Below are 19,634 nucleotides of genomic sequence, written 5' to 3'. Positions count from 1 at the left end.
CCTTAACGGTTGTTGGGCTGGTGCATGGAAATCAGCCGGTAGAACAGGACCCGCCCGCCTTCGGTGGCGGGCCCTTCCCCATCGCGCAAGCGGGCACCGGCCTTGAAATACAGGTGATGGCTGCTCCAGGCGCTGTCGAGTTGCAGACCCAGGTCACCGGTGCGCGAACCGGCGCCGTGGGCACGGACGGTGAGCACGCCACTGCGGGCCAGCTTGATGTCATAGCTGAAGCGACTGTTGAGGGGCAGGCGCTCCAGCAGGATGACGTCCTTGGGACTGTCGCTGGGGCTTTCCCGCAACCGGGCGATGAGTTGGCCCTGCTCTATCTGTCCCTTGCCACTGGTCACGCTTTCCACCTGATAGACCAGCTGCAACAGCGCCTGGGGGGCTGCCGGCACGGCAGTCTGATCTTCGATCTGGCTGATGATGACCTCGGGGCGCGAAGGCACCTGCTGCACCACGGCTTCCGCCTGCAGCAGGGCATCGCCTTCGCGGTATTTCCAGGCATAGGCACTGCCGTCCGGGCGCGTTTCGCGCAGCTCGGTGGCGGGATAGGTGTTGAAGGGTTGCGGCGTGCCGGTCACCGGCACCCAGAACACCAGCGATCCCCCCTCGCCGCGCGCGAGATAGGGGCTGCGAAAGGCGCTGCTGTTAAGTTCGGCGGTCTGTACCTGGGCCACGGGCATGGGTACGGGAACCGTCAGATTCCATTCGGCGAGATCGATCATGGTGTTCTCGGTTGCCAGATGCCTGACAAGCATCGCCCAGAACGGGGATGCCTGTCAGCGGAACACGCCCCGCATGGGGCGCTCCCGGATCAGCCCTGCGGCTTGAACACCAGCAGACCAAGCGGCGGCACTTGCAGATTCAGCGAGGCCGGTTGGCCGTGGGCGCCGATCTCCTCGGCCGTTACCCCGCCGCCATTGCCCAGGTTGGAGCCGCCGTAGCGCTCGGCATCGCTGTTGAAGATCTCCTGCCAATGACCCAGCGAAGGCACGCCCACCCGGTAATCGTGACGCGGTACCGGAGTGAAGTTGGCGATCACCAGCAGCGGTCGCTGCTGGGCGTCCTTACGCAACCAGGCGAAGACGCTGTTGCCATTGTCGTCGCCGATTATCCAGTCGAAGCCTTCGGGCAGGTGATCACGCTCGTGCAGTGCCGGTTCGTGACGATAGAGCTGGTTGAGATCGGCCAGCAGCTGCTGCACGCCCCGGTGAGTGCCGTGCTCCAGCAGGAACCAGTCCAGCTCGCGATCATGACTCCACTCGCGCCATTGGCCGAATTCGCAGCCCATGAACAGCAGCTTCTTGCCCGGATGGGTCCACATGAAGCTCAGGTAGGTGCGCAGATTGGCAAATTTCTGCCAGACGTCGCCCGGCATCTTCTCGATCATCGAGCCCTTGCCGTGCACCACCTCGTCGTGGGAGATGGGCAGCATGAAGCGCTCCGACCAGGCATACACCAGGCCGAAGGTCATCTGGTGGTGATGGTACTGGCGATAGACCGGGTCCTCCTCCACGTAGTGGAGGGTGTCGTTCATCCAGCCCATGTTCCACTTGAAGTCGAAGCCCAGGCCGCCTTCGCTGACCGGCGCACTGACGCCCGGCCAGGAGGTGGATTCCTCGGCGATCACCAGGGCACCTGGCGCCTCCTCGTGGACCACCTCGTTGAGATGACGCAGGAAGGCGATGGTTTCCAGGTTCTCGCGACCACCATGGATGTTGGGAATCCACTCACCGTGCTTGCGCGAGTAGTCGCGGTAGAGCATGGAGGCGACGGCATCCACGCGCAGACCGTCGATGTGAAAGTGCTTGAGCCAGTGCATGGCCGACGCCAGCATGAAGCCATGCACCTCGTGGCGCCCCAGGTTGTAGATGTAGGTATTCCAATCCTGGTGGAAGCCCTCGTAGGGGTGCTCGTATTCGTACAGCGCGGTACCGTCGAAGCGGGCCAGGCCATGTTCGTCGGTCGGGAAATGCGCCGGTACCCAGTCGAGGATGACGCCGATGTCGGCCTGGTGACAGGCGTCGACGAAGGCGGCGAAGTCCGCCGGGGTACCGAAGCGCGAGGTGGGCGCGAATTGGCCCAGGGGCTGGTAGCCCCAGGAACCGCTGAAGGGATGCTCCATGATCGGCAACAGCTCGATATGGGTGAAGCCCATCTCGCGGATGTAGGGAATCAGGCGCTCGGCCAGTTCGCGCCAGTTGTACTGGCGCCCCTCGTCACCGCCTTCGCGGCGCCAGGACCCGGCGTGCAGTTCGTAGACCGAGATGGGCGCTTCCACACCCTGCAGCTCGCGACGGCGGGCCATCCAGTCCTGGTCGTGCCAGGTGAAGGGTTTGTTGTCGGCCACCACCGAGGCGGTGCGCGGTGGCAGTTCCGCGGCCAGGGCGATGGGATCGGCCTTGAGCGGCAACACGCCGTGCTGGCCGAGGATCTCGTACTTGTAGGCGGTGCCGACCGGCAGGCGCGGCACGAAGAGCTCCCAGACGCCGCTGTTGGCACGCAGGCGCATGGGCAGGCGGCGCCCGTCCCAGCTGTTGAAGTCGCCGACCACCGAGACTCGCCGGGCATTGGGTGCCCAGACCGCGAAGCGCACGCCCTCCACGCCGTCGACCTGGCAGCGCTGGGCGCCAAAGGTCTCGCCGAGATTACGGTGGCGGCCTTCGTTGAACAGGTAGAGATCGGTTTCTCCCAGCAGCAAGCCGAAGGAATAGGGATCCTCGGTCTCCTGCACACCACTGGGCCAGCGAATGACCAGCTTGTAGGGCGCGGCGTAGTCGAGCCGCGCGACGAACAGCCCGGGCACCCGCCCGGGTTGCATCTGGGCCAGCGACCGACCGCTCACGCGATCGACCAGTTCCGCGCCCAGGGCGTTGGGCAGGAAGGCGCGGACGATCAGGCCCTCGCCATCGGGATGGGGGCCGAGCACGGCGAAGGGATTGCCGTGCTCGCCACGGGCCAGGGACTCGGCCTCGGCAGCCGAGAGCCGGGCGTCGTCCAGCGGAGCGACAGGAGCGGTGTTGTGATCGGTCATGCGCGGGCTCCGGACAAGAGGGTCTCGACGATGGCGGCGACGCCACGTAGCGGGATGTTGATCCAGGTGGGTCGGTTGGCAGCCTCGTAGCCTATCTCATAGACCGCCTTCTCCAGGCTGTAGAGATCCAGCGCCGCCTGCTCGCCCCGCTCGCTCCACTGGTGGCCGATGCCGGCCGCCGCAGCGCGATAGCCTTCCAGGAAGGCCGCGTAGGAAGCATTGCGGTAGGTTTCTGCCGCCTTGGCACGCAGTTGCAGGTGCTCTTCCGAGGTATCCGCGCCGGCGTTGCTCGACTGGGTGACCATGGCCGCCGCGTAGTCGAAGGAGCGCAGCACCCCGGCGACGTCCTTGTGCGGACCGTACTTGCCACGGCGTTCTTCCAGCGACCGCGCCGGCTCGCCTTCAAAGTCGATGAGGATGGCATCGTCCTGGGCCACCAGCACCTGACCCAGGTGCAGATCGCCGTGGACGCGGATGCGCAGACCGCCCTCGACATCGGCCGCCAGGGCCTCGATGCGCTTGGCCAGGGCTTCGCGCTTGCCGACCAGGCCCTGCAGCAGCGCCTTGCCAGTGGCGTCGAGCTGATCGCCCATGCCCTGCAGGGTATCCAGGGCGTTGTCCACCTGGAGGCGAACGCGATGCGCCAGGTCCTTGGCCGCCTGAGCGTCCACGGTTTCGGGCGCGAAGGCCGCATCCTCGGTGGGCTGCGCCAGCACGAGATGCATCTCGCCCAGACGTTTGCCCAGCACGCCCGCGAAGGCAGTCAGATCGCCCATGGCGGTGAATTCGTTCTCCACGTCGGAGATGCCGCCGCTGAGCAGGTCACGGGTGACGCGATCCAGACCGTCGAGGCTCCAGGTCCAGGCATCGCCCTGGTTGTGGATGTGCTGCTGTACCAGCATCAGCACGTGCGGCGTGCCATCCGCCGCGATGCGCTGGGCGACGGCATGGGTCGCGGCGATGTTGGCGAACCCGGCCTGGGCCAGATAGCGCCCCATCTCCACTTCCGGGTGGATGCCCGGCGCCACCTTGCGGATCAGCTTGAGCATCAGGTGGTCGCCGACGATCAGCGAACTGTTGGACTGCTCGACGCCCAGGTGCTTGATCTCGATAGCCGGATCCAGCGCGAAGTCCTCGGCCTGGTCGTAGACCTCGAAGCTCAGGTCCCCGGCCGGGGACGCCAGCCTGGCACCCTTGTGGAAGGCATCGAACACGCCATGCACGAAGCTGGTCAGGGCAAAGGCGTCGGTCACCAGGCCCACACGCCGCACGTGGCGGATGCGGGAAAGCGCCAGCTGGGTCGCCAGCGGACTGCAGTGCTGGTCCTCTTCGGCGAGGAAGCCGAGGGGCAAGGCGTAGCGCTCTTCGCCCTTGGCATTGGTCACCACCACCTCGCTGAACATCACCGGCAGCTTGGGCGTGTTGATCTGCACGGCATAGTCCAGCCGCACACCGGTGATGGCCTCGTCCTTGGAGCCGAACCAGCGACGCTTGGGCAGATAGACCGGCAGCACCTCTTCGAAGATGCGGCGCGGCTCGCCGTCCAGCAGTTCCTGCAGATTGCGCTTGATGACCACCGTCTGGTAGTCGGGCATCGGCGCTGGCGGCTCGGTGTGCCAGGCCGGCATCTGCTCGTTGCCGGCCAGGTAGAACCAGTAGAAGCCGTAGGGCGGCAGGGTCAGCATGTAGGGCAGCTGGCCGATGGGCGGGAAGGCGCTGCCACCGATCATTTCCACCGGTACCTGACCGGCGAAGCTGGACAGGTCCAGTTCCACCGCCTGGGCAGCGCGGGAGACGTTGGCCACGCAGAGGATGGTCTCGTGCTCGCCCTGGGCATTGGTGAAGTCGCGCAGGTAGGCCAGGATGCGTCTGTTGGTGGGCGACAGCATCTTCAGGGTGCCGCGACCGAAGGCCTTCTGCTGCTTGCGCACGGCCAGCATGCGCCGCGTCCAGTTGAGCAGCGAATGGGGATCGCGCGACTGGGCCTCGACGTTGATCGCCTGGTAGCCGTAGAGCGGGTCCATGATCGAGGGCAGCACCAGGCTGGCCGGGTCGGCGCGGGAGAAGCCGCCGTTGCGGTCGACCGACCACTGCATCGGGGTCCGCACGCCATCGCGGTCGCCCAGGTGGATGTTGTCACCCATGCCGATTTCGTCGCCGTAATACATCGTCGGGGTACCGGGCATCGACAGCAGCAGGCTGTTGAGCAGCTCGATACGCCGGCGGTCGCGTTCCAGCAGGGGCGCCAGGCGGCGACGAATGCCGAGGTTGATGCGCGCACGGCGGTCCGAGGCGTAGTAGTTCCAGAGGTAGTCCCGCTCGCGGTCGGTCACCATCTCCAGGGTCAGTTCATCGTGGTTGCGCAGGAAGATCGACCACTGGCAGTTGGCCGGGATCTCCGGCGTCTGGCGCAGGATGTCGGTGATGGGGAAGCGGTCTTCCTGGGCGATGGCCATGTACATGCGCGGCATCAACGGGAAGTGGAAGGCCATGTGGCATTCGTCGCCATCGCCGAAATACAGCTGGGTGTCTTCCGGCCACTGGTTGGCCTCGGCCAGTAGCATGCGGTCGGGATAGTTGGCGTCGATCTCGGCGCGAATCTCCTTGAGCACCACGTGGGTCTCGGGAAGGTTCTCGTTGTTGGTACCGTCGCGCTCCACCAGATAGGGAATGGCGTCCAGGCGCAGGCCGTCGACACCCAGGTCCAGCCAGTACCTCATGATCGAGATGACCGCCTTCATGACCTGGGGATTGTCGAAGTTGAGGTCCGGCTGGTGGGAATAGAAGCGGTGCCAGAAGTACTGGCCAGCGACCGGGTCCCAGGTCCAGTTGGACTTTTCGGTGTCGAGGAAGATGATGCGGGTGCCGTCGTACTTCTGGTCGTCGTCGGACCAGACATAGAAGTTGCGCGCCGCCGAACCCTTCTTGGCGCGCCGGGCGCGCTGGAACCAGGGGTGCTGGTCGGAGGTATGGTTGATGACCAGCTCGGTGATCACCCGCAGGCCACGGGCATGGGCTTCGGCGATGAAACGCTTGGCATCGGCCATGGTGCCGTAGTCAGGATGGATGCCACGGTATTCGGCGATGTCATAGCCGTCGTCGCGCCGCGGCGAGGGATAGAACGGCAGCAGCCAGATGGTGTTGACGCCCAGGCTGGCGATGTAGTCCAGCTTGTCGATCAGGCCGGGGAAGTCACCGATGCCATCGTTGTTGGAATCGAAGAACGACTTCACGTGCACCTGGTAGATGATCGCATCCTTGTACCAGAGCGGATCGTCGATGAAGGCGGCAGGTTTGCGGGAGCGAGCTTTATTGGGTTTTGCCATGTCGTCAGGTCCTTAACAGGGCGTCTGAAGCGTATGCGTGCACCGGTCGTCCAGGCCGTCCGGCGATGATGACGGAAGGCGCCAGGCACCTAGGGACCTATCCCCGAGTGGCCTGACGCGCTCCGCCCGAGGTATCGCTAGTGGCCCGTCCGGATGCGCCAGATGCCGAAGGGCATCGACGGCTCCAGCCGTGTCCACTGAGTCTTGCCGTGCCAGGCCCAGCGGTGCCCGGTCATCAGGTCTTCGCCGTAGGTGGTCGCGTGATCGTCGAGGCCCAGCTCCCACAGCGGCAATTCGAAGTGGCCCTCCTGGGCATTGAAGGGATCCAGGTTGATCGCCACCAGGATGAAGTTGCCCAGATCGTCGGTGCGCTTGCCGAAGTAGAGGATCTGATCGTTCCAGCAGGTGTAGACCTTCAACCCCAGATGGGTTTGCAACGCGGGATTCTGCCGACGGATACGGTTGAGCTGGGCGATCTCGCCCATGATGTTGCCCGGCGCATAGAAGTCGCGCGGCCGCAGCTCGTATTTCTCCGAATCCAGGTACTCCTCCTTGCCCGGCGTGAGCGGCGCGCCCTCGCAGAGTTCGAAGCCGGCGTACATGCCCCAGAGGCCGGAGCCCATGGTGGCCAGCGCCGCACGGATGAGGAAGCCGGGCCGGCCACTGGTCTGCAGGAAGGCCGGGTTGATGTCCGGCGTGTTGACGAAGAAATTCGGCCGGTAGCAATCGCGTAGCGGCGGTTCGTTGAGCTCGGTGAAATACTCGGTCAGTTCGGCCTTGGTGTTGCGCCAGGTGAAGTAGGTGTAGCTCTGGCTGTAGCCCACCTTGCCCAGGCGCGCCATCATCGCCGGCTTGGTGAAGGCTTCGGCGAGGAACATGACATCGGCATCGCGCCCGCGGATGTCGGCGATCAGCCATTCCCAGAAGGGCAGCGGCTTGGTGTGGGGGTTGTCGACGCGGAAGATCTTCACGCCCTGCTCCACCCAGTGCCAGACCACATCACGCAACGCCAGCCACAGATCCGGCACGGCGTCCTGGGCATAGAAGTCGACGTTGACGATGTCCTGGTACTTCTTCGGCGGATTCTCCGCATAGCGCATGGAGCCGTCCGGGCGCCAGGAGAACCAGCCCGGATGCTCCTTGAGCCACGGATGGTCTGGCGAGCACTGGATGGCGAAATCCAGGGCGATCTCCAGGCCGTGATCGGCGGCGGCAGCCACCAGGGCACGGAAGTCGTCCAGGGTACCCAGTTCGGGATGCACGGCGTCGTGGCCGCCGTCCGGGCTGCCGATGGCGTAGGGGCTGCCCGGCTGATCGGCGCCGGCACCCAGGGTGTTGTTCTTGCCCTTGCGATGGGCCAGGCCGATCGGATGGATCGGCGGGAAGTACAGCACATCGAAGCCCATGTCGCGCACGCGTGGCAATTCGCCGATCACGTTGCGGAAGGTGCCATGGCGATGGGGATCATCGGTGATGGAACGGGGGAAGAGTTCGTACCAGCTGGCGAATTCGGCGCGCAGACGCTCGATGTCCAAGGGATATTCGATGCTGTGGGTCAGGTGGACATAGGCGTCCACCGGGGTCATGGCCTGGCTCGCCTCGCCCGCCAGCAGGACGGCGACCTTGTCACCTTCGCTACCGGCCTGGTCCAGGCGCTGCAGCAGCGCCTCCAGTGGGCCGCGCTGCTCGCCTTCGGCACGGGACAGGGCCTGCTCGACGTGGAGACGGCCTTCCTGCAGTTCCAGGTTCAGCCCGACGCCCGCGGCGTACTTCTTCTCGATCTCGTAGCGGTAGGTACCCCAGACATCCCACCAGGCCTGGACCACGAATTCATAGCGGCCCACGGCCGGTGGGGTGAAGTGCCCACGCCAGAGGTCATTGGTCTCGAGCGTCAGCGGGGCCTGTTGCCAGTTCTCTTCGCCCTCCTTGCGCCAGAGCACGCTGGCAGCCAGCTTGTCGTGGCCATCGGCGAAGATCTTGGCGGTCACTTCGACCACCCGCCCGGTGATGCCCTTGGCAGGGAACTGGCCATTGTCCACGGCCGGCGTAACCGCCTCTATGGCGATGCGCGGGGCCTGGGCAGCGGTAGCAGGATCGAGAGAAAGCGTGGAAAAAGAACCGGGGAGATCGGTGTTCGACATCGAGCCTGACTCCATCTTGGGACGCGTGAAAGGCCGCAACGCGCTGGCGTTGCGACCTTGGTCATGAACCCGCTACTGCTTGGCTTGCCGCCAAAGAGGCCCGGCTGGCCGAACCCCTGCAAGGAGTCGGTAACCCGCAGCGACGCCCAGGAGGACGCCACTCCAGACAGCCGCGGCTCTACTGCAACCGGAAGCACTCACGCGGGTGTGTCTGAAAGAGTCAGAGCACTGACGGCGCGCAAAAGTTCAGCCAAAGCCCAATGACTGACAGGTGCAGAAAATCAGGAAAACTCTTTTTATATCATATGCTTGAAGCACAGATATAAAGCGATATCTAACTTAATGACTAGCGTCCTAGTGTTCGTCGAGCAGCAGCGCAGCACATGCCAGGATGGCAGTCGTACTGCAGCCGCTGTTCGAGAAATCACCTGAAGTAATACCCGCAACCCTATGATTTCAATGGAAGGGTGTGTAGGGAAAATCACGCTTGTGGGCGCTACGCCGGTAGGTAGTGAGAATGATCTCCAGGGTAGCCGGGCTTACCGCCTTGCCTTCCAGGAAATCGTCGATCTCGGCATAGGTGATGCCGAAGGCATCTTCATCGGCCTTGCCAGGCGACAGGGATTCCAGATCGGCGGTCGGCACCTTGTGCACCAATTCGTTCGGCGCGCCTAGCCACTCGGCCACTGCCCTTACCCGCCGCTTGTTGAGTCCGTGCAAGGGCGTCAGGTCACAGGCGCCATCGCCGAACTTGGTATAGAAGCCCATCAGCGCTTCCGCCGCATGATCGGTGCCTATCACCAGGCCCCGGCGTGCGCCGGCTACGGCGTACTGGGCGATCATGCGCTGGCGCGCCTTGATGTTGCCCAGGGTGAAGTCTTCATGGAGTTCATCATCGAAGGCCACTCGGGCTTCGCGGACCGAGGCGAGCATGGCGTCGCTGGCTGGCTTGATATTGACGGTATGGGTCTCGTCGGGCTGGATGAATTGCAGGGCGCGCTGGGCATCCGCCTCATCGCGCTGCACGCCATAGGGCAGCCGCATGGCGATGAATCTCAAGCGGGCATTGCCACTTTCCTCGCGCGCCCGCTCCACCGCCAGTTGGGCGAGTCGGCCAGCGGTGGAGGAATCCACGCCACCACTGATGCCCAGCACATAGCTCTCCTGGCGGCTGTTCAGCAGATAATCCTTGAGGAACTGGATACGCCGTTCCGCTTCCGCGGCCGGATCGAACTGTTCGGGTACCTGCAGGGCCTGGATGATGTCGCGCTGAATGGCTTCGGTCATCGGGCGTTCTCCTCTGATTCGCGTTCGAGACGTTGATGATAGGTCACTACGGCGCCGAGGCTGTGACGGGCAGCCGCCAGTTGCACGGCCTCGCGATCGCCGGGGAAATGCTGGGTTTCGGAATAGAGCACGATGTCATCGCCAACCCGGTAGCCCCAGGCGAAGCAGACGGTTCCCTGGGGAATGCCATCGGCTCCGCCGGGCCCGGCCAGCCCGGTATTGGCGATGGCCACCTGGGCCGGACTGTCGCGCAGGGCCCCGGCGGCCATCTCCCGCGCCACTTCCTCGCTGGTGAGGTTGTGACGCTCGATGGTCTCCGGCCTGACGCCCAGGAGACGCTGTTTGGCCTCGGGGGAATAGACGACGTAACCCGATTCGATGCAGCCGCCGCTGCCGGGTACTTCCGACAGCAGCCCCACGACCTTGCCGGCCGTGCAGGATTCCGCCGTGGTGAGTTGCAGTTCGCGGGTCTTGAGATAGTCCAGCATGGACTCGATGGTGTTCATGAGTGCGTGTCCCCCAAAGCGGTGCTCCTCCGTTGGAAGAGCGGCGAATCGGGGAAGTTCTGGGGCTGCCTGCCGGGTATTTTCCAGGTCGGCGGGCGTATCGATGTCGTGGTGGATACCGGCGTCCGCGACCTCCCGCTCTAGCACCGAACCCTCGCGCAGGAGCCGTTTCGCTCCTTCGTCGCCCTCGAGTTCGCCCAGCGCAGCGGCAAAATTCCGACCAAAGAGCACGGGGTGGCCACGCCTGCCCTGGCAGGTCGGGATGACGATGCGCTCGGGATGATGCAGATCCAGCAACTGCCGGGCCGTCGCGGGCTGCACGAAGGGCATATCGCCCAGGGTCACCAGCCAACCGGACGCTCCGGACGTCGCTCGCACGGCAGCGGCCAGGCTGTCGCCCATGCCGGTGGTGGGCACACTGAGCACCGCCAGGCCTTCCTGCTGCGCCAGCTCGGCGCGCCAGGGGGCGCTGTCCGAAACCACCGCTAGGCACGGCAGACCCACGCCTCGCCACAGTCGAAAGGTCGCCTGCAACACCGTCAGCTCGGACGGCCCGGGCAAGGTGGCCTGCAACTTGTCGCCGCCGCCTGCGGCGCGGAACCGGCTCCCGGCACCCGCCGCGAGGATCAGCACCTGAACCCCGGACATCCCTAGGCGACCTGCTCCACTGCCACCAGGGCGCGCTTCTTCTGGGTCAGGGCGATGCCGTTCTTGACGGCGACCACCTCCGCCAGCAGCGACAGGGCGATTTCCGGCGGGGTATGACTGCCGATATGCAGGCCGATGGGGCCATGCAGGCGATTGATCGCCGCGACCGGCAGGTCCAGCTGCAGCAGCCGCTCCCGCCGCCGGTCGTTGTTGCGCAGCGAGCCCAGGGCGCCGACGTAGAAGGCGTCGGACTGCAGCGCCGTCAGCAACGCCAGGTCATCCAGGCGCGGATCGTGGGTCAGGGCCACCACCGCGGTGCGTTCGTCCGGGCGGATCGACAGCACGGCATCGTCCGGCATGCCGGAGATGAAACGCGCCTGGCGCATCTCCCACCCCTGGCGGAATTCAACGCGGGGGTCGCAGACCAGCACCTCGAAATCGAGCATGGCCGCCATGTCGGCGACATAGAGCGACAGCTGACCGGCGCCGATCAGCAGCAGCCGCCAGCGCGGCCCATGGACCAGGCGCAGCCGCTGCTCGTCCAGGGTGACCGGCGCATCGCGGGTGGTGCTGGAAATCCGCACCTCGCCGGTCGCCAGGTCCAGCTCACGCAAGGCCAGTTCGTGGCCGTCGCAGCATTGCAGCAGCTGCTCGACCCAGCGCCAGTCCCCGACCTGCTCCTGCACCAGACGCAGGGTGCCGCCACAGGGCAGCCCGAAACGCGCGGCTTCGTCGCCGGAGACACCGTAGGTGATGATCTCCGGGCGTTCCCCGGCGAACCGGCCGGCGTGCAGTCGGGCGATCAGATCGTCCTCGATGCAGCCACCGGACACGGAGCCACAGACCTGGCCATCGTCGCGCAGGGCCAGCATGGCGCCCGGCGGCCGTGGCGAACTGCCCCAGGTCTGGACCACGGTAAACAGGCGGACGCCATGTCCCTCCCGTCGCCAGGCCAGGGTCTTGCGCAAAACTTCTTGATCGACACTGTCCACGCCCTGCTCCTCTCTACCCTGCACCTGCGACGGCAAAAGCGTCGTTCCGGGGGTAGAACCCAACAGCGGAGCGGGGTTCCCCAAGGCGGAACCCGATGGATCGCCGGCCTATCCATAGGGGACACCCAAGAGGAGAACGTCCATGCCCCGCTCGATCTGGAAAGGCGCCGTCAGCTTCGGCCTGGTGCACATCCCCGTTTCGGTCGTCTCGGCGACCCGGCAATCGGGCATCGACTTCGACTGGCTGGACGAACGCAGCCTCGATCCGGTGGGCTACAAGCGGATCAACAAGACCACTGGCAAGGAGGTGCCCAGCGAGCATATCGTCAAGGGCGTCGAACATGGCAAGGGCAAGTACGTGGTGCTCAGCGAGGACGAGATCCACAACGCGCTGCCCGAGGCCACGCGCACAATCGACATCCTCACCTTCGTCGAGGCGCGGGAGATCTCCATCCTGCACTTCGAGAAGCCCTACTACCTGGCGCCGGACAAGAACGGCGAAAAGGTCTATGCCCTGCTTCGCGACACCCTGAGCGCCGCCGGCAAGGTGGGCGTGGCCAACCTGGTGATGCACTCCAAGCAGCATCTGGCGGTGATCATGCCGCTGGGCGATGCCCTGGTGCTCAACACCCTGCGCTGGGCCGACGAGGTCCGCTCCGCGGAAGACGTCGGGCTCGAAAGGCTGGACGCCAAGGTCACCAAGAAGGAAGTGGACATGGCCCAGCGGCTGGTGGACGAGATGACCGAGCAATGGGATCCGGAGCAGTACCACGACACCTTCAAGGACAACGTCATGGCCCTGGTCGAACGCAAGCTCAAGGACGGCAAGCTCGAAGCCGTCGCCGAGGAGCCCGAAACCGAGGACAGCGGCGCCGACGTCATCGACCTCACCGAATTGCTGCGCCGTAGCCTGGGCGGCAAGCAGGACAAAGCCAAGGACGCACCCAAGCCCAAGGGCGCCGGTCGTTCGAGCGGCCGCCGTAGCCCGGCCGCCAGCCGTACCCGCAAGGCCAAGTGAGGACCGCCGCCATGGCCAGCCCGTCCAGCGAATACAACCGCAAGCGCAACTTCGACATCACCGCCGAGCCGCGTGACGAGGACCGCCCGCGCCGGCGCAAGGCCGAGGGCGCCCTGAGTTTCGTCATCCAGAAGCACGATGCCCGTCGCCTGCACTATGACTTCCGTCTGGAGCTGGACGGCACCCTCAAGAGCTGGGCGGTGCCCAAGGGTCCCAGCCTGGATCCCGGTGAAAAACGCCTGGCGGTCCAGGTGGAGGATCATCCGCTCGCCTACGGCAGCTTCGAAGGCAGCATTCCCGAAGGCCAGTACGGCGCGGGCGATGTCATCGTCTGGGATCGCGGCGAGTGGCAGGCGGAGGGCGATGCCGCCGAAGCCTATGCCGCTGGGAAGCTCAAGTTCGAACTCCGCGGCGAAAAGCTTCGCGGCCACTGGACCCTGGTACGCACCCGGCTGCAGGGCCATAGCGACAAGCCGCAATGGTTGCTGATCAAGGAGCGCGACGCCGAGGCCCGCGACAGCGCCGACTACGAGGTGACCGCTGCCGAACCCGACAGCGTACTGAGCGACAAGACCCTGCCGCGGCTGGCGCAGCCCAAGGCCAGGTCCAAGGGCAAAACCACCGACCAACCGAAGGCAGCCAAGACGCCGGCACGCCAGGCCAAGGCGCGCAAGGCCAAGCTGCCCGAGACGCTGGAGGCGCAACTGGCGACCCTGGTCGATAGTCCGCCGGCCGGCGACTGGCTGTACGAGGTGAAATACGACGGCTACCGGCTGCTCGCCCATATCGAGGGCGGTGAGGTGCGCCTCTTCACCCGCAGCGGCAACGACTGGACCGAACGCCTGCCGGAGCAGGCCAGGGCGCTGGCGGCCCTCGGCCTGGAAAACGCCTGGCTGGACGGCGAGATCGTGGTCAATGATGCGCGGGGCGTCTCCAGCTTCCAGGCGCTGCAGAATGCCTTCGAGACTGGCAAGGCGACCCGCATCGCCTATTACCTGTTCGACCTGCCCTATCTCAATGGCGCGGATCTGCGCGAGGTACCAGTCGAGCAGCGCCGCGAGCTGCTCGGCAAGCTGCTGGAGCAAGGCAACGACAGCGACCTGCTGCGCTTTTCCACCGCCTTCGAGGTACCGGCCGATCGCATCCTGGCCAGCGCCTGCGAATTGGGCCTCGAAGGGGTGATCGGCAAGCGCCTGGGCAGCGCCTATCGCTCCCGGCGCAACAAGGACTGGATCAAGCTCAAGTGCGCCCATCGCCAGGAATTCATCATCGTCGGCTACACCCCGCCCAAGGGCGGTCGCCAGCACCTGGGCGCGCTGCTGGTGGCGCTGCACGATGACCAGGGCCGGCTGCACTATGCCGGCAAGGTCGGCACCGGCTTCACTGCCGCCTTGCTCAAGCAGTTGCACGCCAGATTCCAGCCGCTGATCGTCGATAAGCCACCGGTGGTGGATCCGCCCAGGGGCGCTGCCTACCGCGAGGTGACCTGGTTGCGGCCCGAGCAGCTGTGCGAGATCGCCTATGCCGAGCTGACCCAGGATCGCATCGTCCGTCAGGGCGTCTTCCATGGCCTGCGTGGCGACAAGCCGGCCGAGGGCATCGGTCTCGAACGGGCCGCGCCGGCACGGGAAGCCGAGGATCCCGATGCCACGCCCCGACGCAAACCCGGTGCCGGCCAGCAGGAGGCGACCGTCGCCGGGGTGCGCATCAGCCACCCTGGGCGCGTCATTGACGAGGCCAGCGGCGCACGCAAGCTCGACGTGGCCGGCTATTACGCCGCCGTCGCCGACTGGATCCTGCCGCACCTGGCCGACCGGCCCGTGGCCCTGGTCCGTACGCCCGAGGGTATCGCCGGCGAGCAGATCTTCCAGAAGCACAAGCAGACCCTCGCGATTCCCCATATCCGCGAACTGGCGCCTGAGCTGGATCCGGGTCACGCACCGCTGATGGTCATCGACAGTCGCGAGGCGCTCATCGGCGCGGCCCAGATGGGTACGGTGGAACTCCATACCTGGAATGCCACCGCTGACCGTATCGATCGCCCCAACCGCTTCATCCTCGATCTCGACCCCGATCCCGCCCTGCCCTGGTCGCGCATGGTGGAAGCGACGGAGCTGGTGCTGACCCTGCTCGACGAGCTGGACCTCCAGGCTTTCGTCAAGACCAGCGGTGGCCGCGGCCTGCACCTGGTGGTGCCCCTGGATCGGCGCCAGGATTGGGACACCGTCAAGGCCTTCGCCCAGGCGGCCGCCCAGCACCTGGCCAACACCCTGCCCAAGCTCTTCGCTGCCAAGATGGGCGCCCAGAACCGCCAGGGGAAGATCTTCGTCGACTACCTGCGCAATCGCCATGGCGCCACCACGGTGAGTGCCTTTTCCCTGCGCGCCCGTCCCCACCTCGGCGTTTCGGTGCCGGTGACGCGCGACGAGCTGAGCGACCTACGGGGCAGCGACCAGTGGCGCTTCGACTCCCTCCTACAACGTCTCGAAGGGCTCAAGGACGATCCCTGGGCCGGGTACGCCGGGGTGCGCCAGAGCCTCACGGCGACAAGGCGCAAACGACTGGGCATGGCCTAGTGACACGCCTGCCGTCGGCAAGCGTTGCGCCCAAGCGAAACCCCTTGTCGCTCCCCGTGGTCTGCACTAACGAGCGCTGTCGTGGACAGCGCCGTCGCCAGCCACGGGATGGAGCCGATGTCGATCGATCTGGATAGCCTTCAGGACACCCTGGACGAGTGGGCCTATGACGAGGTCACTCCCGCACTGCTGCAACACCGACTCCAGATTCTCAATCAGCGCGGCCTCGACCGCCTGCCCTTGCCCGGCCAGGGCCAGACCCTGGACCGTTGGCGCGCTTTGGCCCAGGTAGCCCACCATGATCTGGGCCTGGTCAAGCTGTACGAGGGCCATACCGATGCCCTGGCCATCCTGAGCGAACTGGATGGCTACGTGCCGCCCGAAAGCCTCTGGGGCGTCTGGGCTGCCGAGCCGCCGGACGCCCGCCTGCTGGTGCGCTACAGCGCCGACGGCATGGTCACCCTGCACGGCCGCAAGTCCTGGTGCTCCGGCGCATCCCTGGTCAGCCATGCCCTGGTTACCGCCTGGATGGACGACCATCCGATGCTGGTGGCGGTGGAAATGAAGCAACCGGGCGTCGAGGTCACCCAGGATGGCTGGCGCGCCATCGGCATGCAGCACACGGGCAGCGTCGATGTGCTCTTCGATGGCGCCGCCGGCGTGCTGGTCGGGGCTCCCGGACGCTACTTGCACCGCCCTGGCTTCTGGCATGGCGGCGGTGGCATCGCCGCCTGCTGGTATGGCTCCGCCACCGCCCTGGCCGACACCCTGCGCGCCCATTGCAAGCGTCATCGCGAACCCCATGCCCTCGCTCACCTGGGCCATGTGGACGCCGCCTTGCTCGGCGCCGCCACGGCCTTGCGCCAGGCCGCCCACTGGATCGACCACAACCCCGAGGCGGACGCCCGCTATCCCGTCTGCCAGTTGCGGGCCCTGGTCGAGCAGTGCGCCGAAATCGTCATCCGCCATACCGGCCGCGCCTTTGGCGCCGCGCCGCTGTGCCGTGACGCCTATTGCGCCCGCCACATGGCGGACCTTCCCGTCTACCTGCGCCAGAGCCACGCCGAACGTGATCTGGCGGTACTGGGTGACCTCAATCTGCTGGAGGGTGCCCCTTGGCAACTGTAGGCGATCGTCAGATTCAAGGACTCGGCACCCCGCCCGAGGCGTGGCTGCAGTGGTCCGGCTTCACCGAGATGCCGGCAATCGAAGCCTCGCAACTGGTTCCGCCGGGACACCGCGCCGTGGTGGTCGCCCCTCACCCGGACGACGAGATCCTCGGCTGTGGCGGCCTGCTCTGCCTGCTGGGCGAACTGGGTCGCCGTTTGGCGCTGGTGGCGGTCACCGATGGCGATGGCAGCCATCCGCAGTCCACCCTCTGGCCTGCCAGTCGCCTGCGCAACACCCGCCCGCTGGAAACCCGCGAAGCCCTGCGCCGGCTGCACCTGGAGCGCGCTACCGTGACGCGCCTGGCGATCCCGGACGGTCAGGTCAGCGAGCAGCAGGACGCCCTGCAGCAGCGCCTGCTGGAGTTCATCACTCCCGAAGACGTGGTCTTCGCCACCTGGCGGCTGGATGGCCATCCCGATCACGAGGCGACCGGCCGAGCGGCGGTGGAAGCCTGCCGGTTGCGCGGGGCTCGCTGCATCGAGGTGCCGGTCTGGACCTGGCACTGGGCCGCTCCCGGTGATCCGCGCGTGCCCTGGGACCGGGCGCGGCGCCTGGATCTGGAAGAAGACGTCCTCGCACTGAAGAAGCGTGCGGTCAGCGCCTTTGGCAGTCAGCTGACCGAGGACGCCAGCACGGGACAGGGGCCGATCCTGCCGCCTGCGGTGGTTGCCCGTCTCACGCGTGCCTGGGAGGTCTATCTAACGTGACTGTCTCCATGAGCTATTTCGACTCGCTCTACGCCGATAGCGAAGACCCCTGGGACTACCGCCATCGCTGGTATGAGGCGCGCAAGCGCGATCTTACCCTGGCCGTGCTGCCGCACCGCCGATACACGCATGGCTATGAACCAGGCTGCTCCACCGGTGAACTGTCCCGGCGGCTGGCCGAACGCTGCGAACGGTTGCTGGTCAGCGACGGCAATGCCTCGGCGGTCGCCACCGCCAGCGAGCGCCTGGCCGACCAGCCCCAGGTCGAGGTACGGCACCTGCTGTTGCCGGACGCCTGGCCCGCGGGCGCCTTCGATCTCATCGTCATCAGCGAGATCGGCTACTACCTCGGTGAGCGCGGCCTGGATGCCCTGCTGGATCGCGCCCACAGCGCCCTGTTGCCCGCCGGGGTGCTGCTCGGCTGCCACTGGCGCCACCCCATCGACGGCTGCGCCCTGACCGGCGACCAGGTCCACGAACGCATGGCCGCCCTGCCCGGCCTGCATCGCCTGAGCCATCTCGAAGAAGCCGATTTCGTCCTCACCCTCTGGTCTTCCGATCCCACCTCCGTCGCCCGCCGGGAGCAGCTTCTATGATAGGTGCCGTGATACCCGCTCATAACGAAGAGCAACACGTCGAACGCTGTCTGCAATCGGTTCTGCGCGCTGCGCGGCATCCGGCCTTGCTGGGTGAGACCGTAGAGATCGTCATCGTGCTGGACAGCTGCACCGACGGCACCGCCGACATCGTTCGCCGCCTGCCGGTGACCGCACTGGAGGTCTGGGCCTGCAACGTCGGCCTGACCCGCGCGACCGGCGCGGCCCACCTGATCCAGCGGGGCGCGCGCTGGCTGGCCTGCACCGATGCCGATTCCGAGGTGGCGCCGGACTGGTTCGCCGCTCAACTCGCCTACGGCGCCGATGCCGTCTGCGGCGTGGTCGAGGTGGACGACTGGGCTCCGCATTCCCCCGGTCTGAGAGCGCGCTATGAGGCGGCCTATCATGATCGTGAAGGCCATCAGCACATTCACGGCGCCAACTTTGGCATCTCGGCGGCCGCCTACCTGCGCGCCGGGGGCTTTCCCTCCATGACCGTGGACGAGGACGTCACCCTGGTTACCGCGCTCAAGACCCAGGGCGCGCGCATTGCCTGGAGCAACAGCGTGCGGGTACGCACCAGCTCGCGCCTGGACTGCCGGGCTCGCGGCGGCTTCGGTGACTACCTGAGCCTGCTCGGCGCCACCGCCTGACGGTTAGCGTGGTGCCGCAGAAGTCATCTGCACAGTCTTGGCGGTGCTTCTTGCTTCCAGACGGTGTTGCCACTCAGCGCCATAGCCCTGCCATGACTCGTCGCAGCGCCTGGCCTGGCCTGGTCTGGAAGCAGAAATCCCTCGCCAATTCTTGTGCGAACGCCTGAAACACCACCCTAGACGCCCAGGGCGAAGGCCCCGGGCGTCGCGCCGAACTGGCGGCGAAAGGCCGCGATAAAGGCCGATGGGGAGTTGTAGCCGCAATCCAGCGCCACCTCGGTCACCGCAGCGCCCTGCTCCAGGCGCTCAAGGGCACTGATCAGCCGCAACCGTTGCCGCCAGGTCCTGAAGGTCAGCTCGGTATCCCGCAAGAAGGCCCGGCTCAGGGTCTTTTCCGAAGCCCCCAGCACCCTCGACCATTGCGCCAGGGTGCGGTCGTCCGACGGATTGGCCGCCAGGGCCTCGCACAGCAACCGTAAGCGGCCATCCTGGGGCGCCGGCAGCGACAGCCCCACCTCGGGCGCCGCCTGCAACTGATCGAGCATCACCGACACCAGCCTTCCCTCGGCACCGTCCTCGTCATATTCCCGGGGGAAACCGCTGAAGGTCTTGATCAGCTCGCGGATCAGGGGACTCACCACCACCACGCGACAGCACTCGCCGACATAGGGCGCTGCCTCGGCGCTCACGTAGAGACTGCGCATCTCCGCCTGCGGCGAGGAACGCACCTGGTGCTCGACATCCGCGGCGATCCACACCGCCCGCTGCGGCGGAGCGACGTAGCTTCCCTCGGCGGTGGTCACCGTGAGCACCCCCCTGATGGCATAGGACAGCTGTCCCCAGGGATGCCGGTGCCAGGGGGTCCAGGCCGGCTGCGCCAGGGATTCGACGCGGGCATAGAGCCGCCGGGGCAGGTGGGCGAGCGTGGGAACGGGACGTTCGACCGCAGACTGTCCGTTTGACGACATCATTGGGGC

14 protein-coding genes and 1 pseudogene are annotated in these 19,634 nt (G+C 66.1%); 6 read left to right on the top strand and 9 right to left on the bottom strand.

Annotated elements, in window-relative coordinates:
- Positions 1 to 2: 2 nt before the first annotated feature.
- The 8 genes and pseudogenes from QE393_RS07450 to QE393_RS07415 all read right to left on the bottom strand — a co-directional run bounded on the left by QE393_RS07450 (position 3) and on the right by QE393_RS07415 (position 11,937).
- A complete protein-coding gene (locus QE393_RS07450; RefSeq protein ID WP_273807484.1) occupies positions 3 to 728 on the bottom strand; it encodes a polysaccharide lyase family 7 protein in 726 nt (241 codons plus the stop codon).
- A gap of 89 nt (positions 729 to 817) precedes the next feature.
- Positions 818 to 3,037: a 1,4-alpha-glucan branching protein GlgB gene (gene glgB / locus QE393_RS07445; RefSeq protein WP_310042757.1), complete on the bottom strand. Its 2,220-nt coding sequence runs from the start codon at positions 3,035 to 3,037 to the stop codon at positions 818 to 820.
- Positions 3,034 to 6,363, bottom strand: coding sequence for a maltose alpha-D-glucosyltransferase (gene treS, locus QE393_RS07440; RefSeq protein WP_273807486.1), 3,330 nt, complete (start codon positions 6,361 to 6,363; stop codon positions 3,034 to 3,036). Before treS ends, glgB begins: the two co-directional genes overlap by 4 nt.
- A 137-nt stretch (positions 6,364 to 6,500) precedes the next feature.
- Positions 6,501 to 8,504, bottom strand: a complete 2,004-nt coding sequence (locus QE393_RS07435) for an alpha-1,4-glucan--maltose-1-phosphate maltosyltransferase (protein ID WP_310042755.1) — start codon at positions 8,502 to 8,504, stop codon at positions 6,501 to 6,503.
- Between the two features lie 456 nt (positions 8,505 to 8,960).
- Positions 8,961 to 9,791: an ammonia-dependent NAD(+) synthetase gene (gene nadE, locus QE393_RS07430; protein ID WP_310042752.1), complete on the bottom strand. Its 831-nt coding sequence runs from the start codon at positions 9,789 to 9,791 to the stop codon at positions 8,961 to 8,963.
- Entirely contained in the window at positions 9,788 to 10,297 is a 510-nt protein-coding gene (locus QE393_RS07425) for a CinA family protein (RefSeq protein ID WP_273807526.1), read from the bottom strand. Before QE393_RS07425 ends, nadE begins: the two co-directional genes overlap by 4 nt.
- Before the next feature lie 165 nt (positions 10,298 to 10,462).
- A pseudogene (locus tag QE393_RS07420) lies at positions 10,463 to 10,945 on the bottom strand (NTP transferase domain-containing protein); the annotation flags it as partial.
- Between the two features lie 2 nt (positions 10,946 to 10,947).
- Positions 10,948 to 11,937, bottom strand: a complete 990-nt coding sequence (locus QE393_RS07415; RefSeq protein WP_273807489.1) for an XdhC family protein — start codon at positions 11,935 to 11,937, stop codon at positions 10,948 to 10,950.
- Between the two features lie 142 nt (positions 11,938 to 12,079).
- Here QE393_RS07415 and QE393_RS07410 point away from each other — a divergent pair, with 142 nt between their 5' ends.
- The 6 genes from QE393_RS07410 (at position 12,080) to QE393_RS07385 (ending at position 18,657) form a co-directional block, all read left to right on the top strand.
- Positions 12,080 to 12,955, top strand: coding sequence for a Ku protein (locus tag QE393_RS07410; protein WP_310042750.1), 876 nt, complete (start codon positions 12,080 to 12,082; stop codon positions 12,953 to 12,955).
- Positions 12,956 to 12,966: 11 nt separating this feature from the next.
- Positions 12,967 to 15,531, top strand: a complete 2,565-nt coding sequence (ligD, locus tag QE393_RS07405; protein WP_310042749.1) for a DNA ligase D — start codon at positions 12,967 to 12,969, stop codon at positions 15,529 to 15,531.
- Positions 15,532 to 15,648: 117 nt separating this feature from the next.
- On the top strand, positions 15,649 to 16,659 hold the full coding sequence (locus QE393_RS07400; RefSeq protein WP_405046283.1) for an acyl-CoA dehydrogenase: 1,011 nt from the start codon (positions 15,649 to 15,651) through the stop codon (positions 16,657 to 16,659).
- Positions 16,647 to 17,408 (top strand): PIG-L family deacetylase, encoded by a 762-nt coding sequence (locus QE393_RS07395; protein ID WP_310042746.1) that lies wholly within the window; start codon positions 16,647 to 16,649, stop codon positions 17,406 to 17,408. The genes QE393_RS07400 and QE393_RS07395 overlap by 13 nt, the downstream gene beginning before the upstream one ends.
- Positions 17,409 to 17,416: 8 nt before the next feature.
- On the top strand, positions 17,417 to 18,004 hold the full coding sequence (locus tag QE393_RS07390) for a trans-aconitate 2-methyltransferase (protein WP_273807494.1): 588 nt from the start codon (positions 17,417 to 17,419) through the stop codon (positions 18,002 to 18,004).
- Positions 18,001 to 18,657 (top strand): glycosyltransferase family 2 protein, encoded by a 657-nt coding sequence (locus QE393_RS07385; RefSeq protein ID WP_133861813.1) that lies wholly within the window; start codon positions 18,001 to 18,003, stop codon positions 18,655 to 18,657. Before QE393_RS07390 ends, QE393_RS07385 begins: the two co-directional genes overlap by 4 nt.
- 176 nt (positions 18,658 to 18,833) lie before the next feature.
- On the opposite strand, the gene QE393_RS07380 is transcribed toward QE393_RS07385, so the two are convergent.
- Positions 18,834 to 19,628, bottom strand: a complete 795-nt coding sequence (locus tag QE393_RS07380; RefSeq protein ID WP_273807495.1) for a helix-turn-helix domain-containing protein — start codon at positions 19,626 to 19,628, stop codon at positions 18,834 to 18,836.
- Between the last annotated feature and the right edge of the window lie 6 nt (positions 19,629 to 19,634).

Source organism: Pseudomonas sp. SORGH_AS_0211, assembly GCF_031453455.1.
In the GTDB taxonomy this organism is placed as follows: domain Bacteria; phylum Pseudomonadota; class Gammaproteobacteria; order Pseudomonadales; family Pseudomonadaceae; genus Chryseomonas; species Chryseomonas aestiva.
The sequence above is the reverse complement of the archived record's forward strand: the minus strand, read 5'-3'. Positions and strand labels throughout refer to the sequence as shown.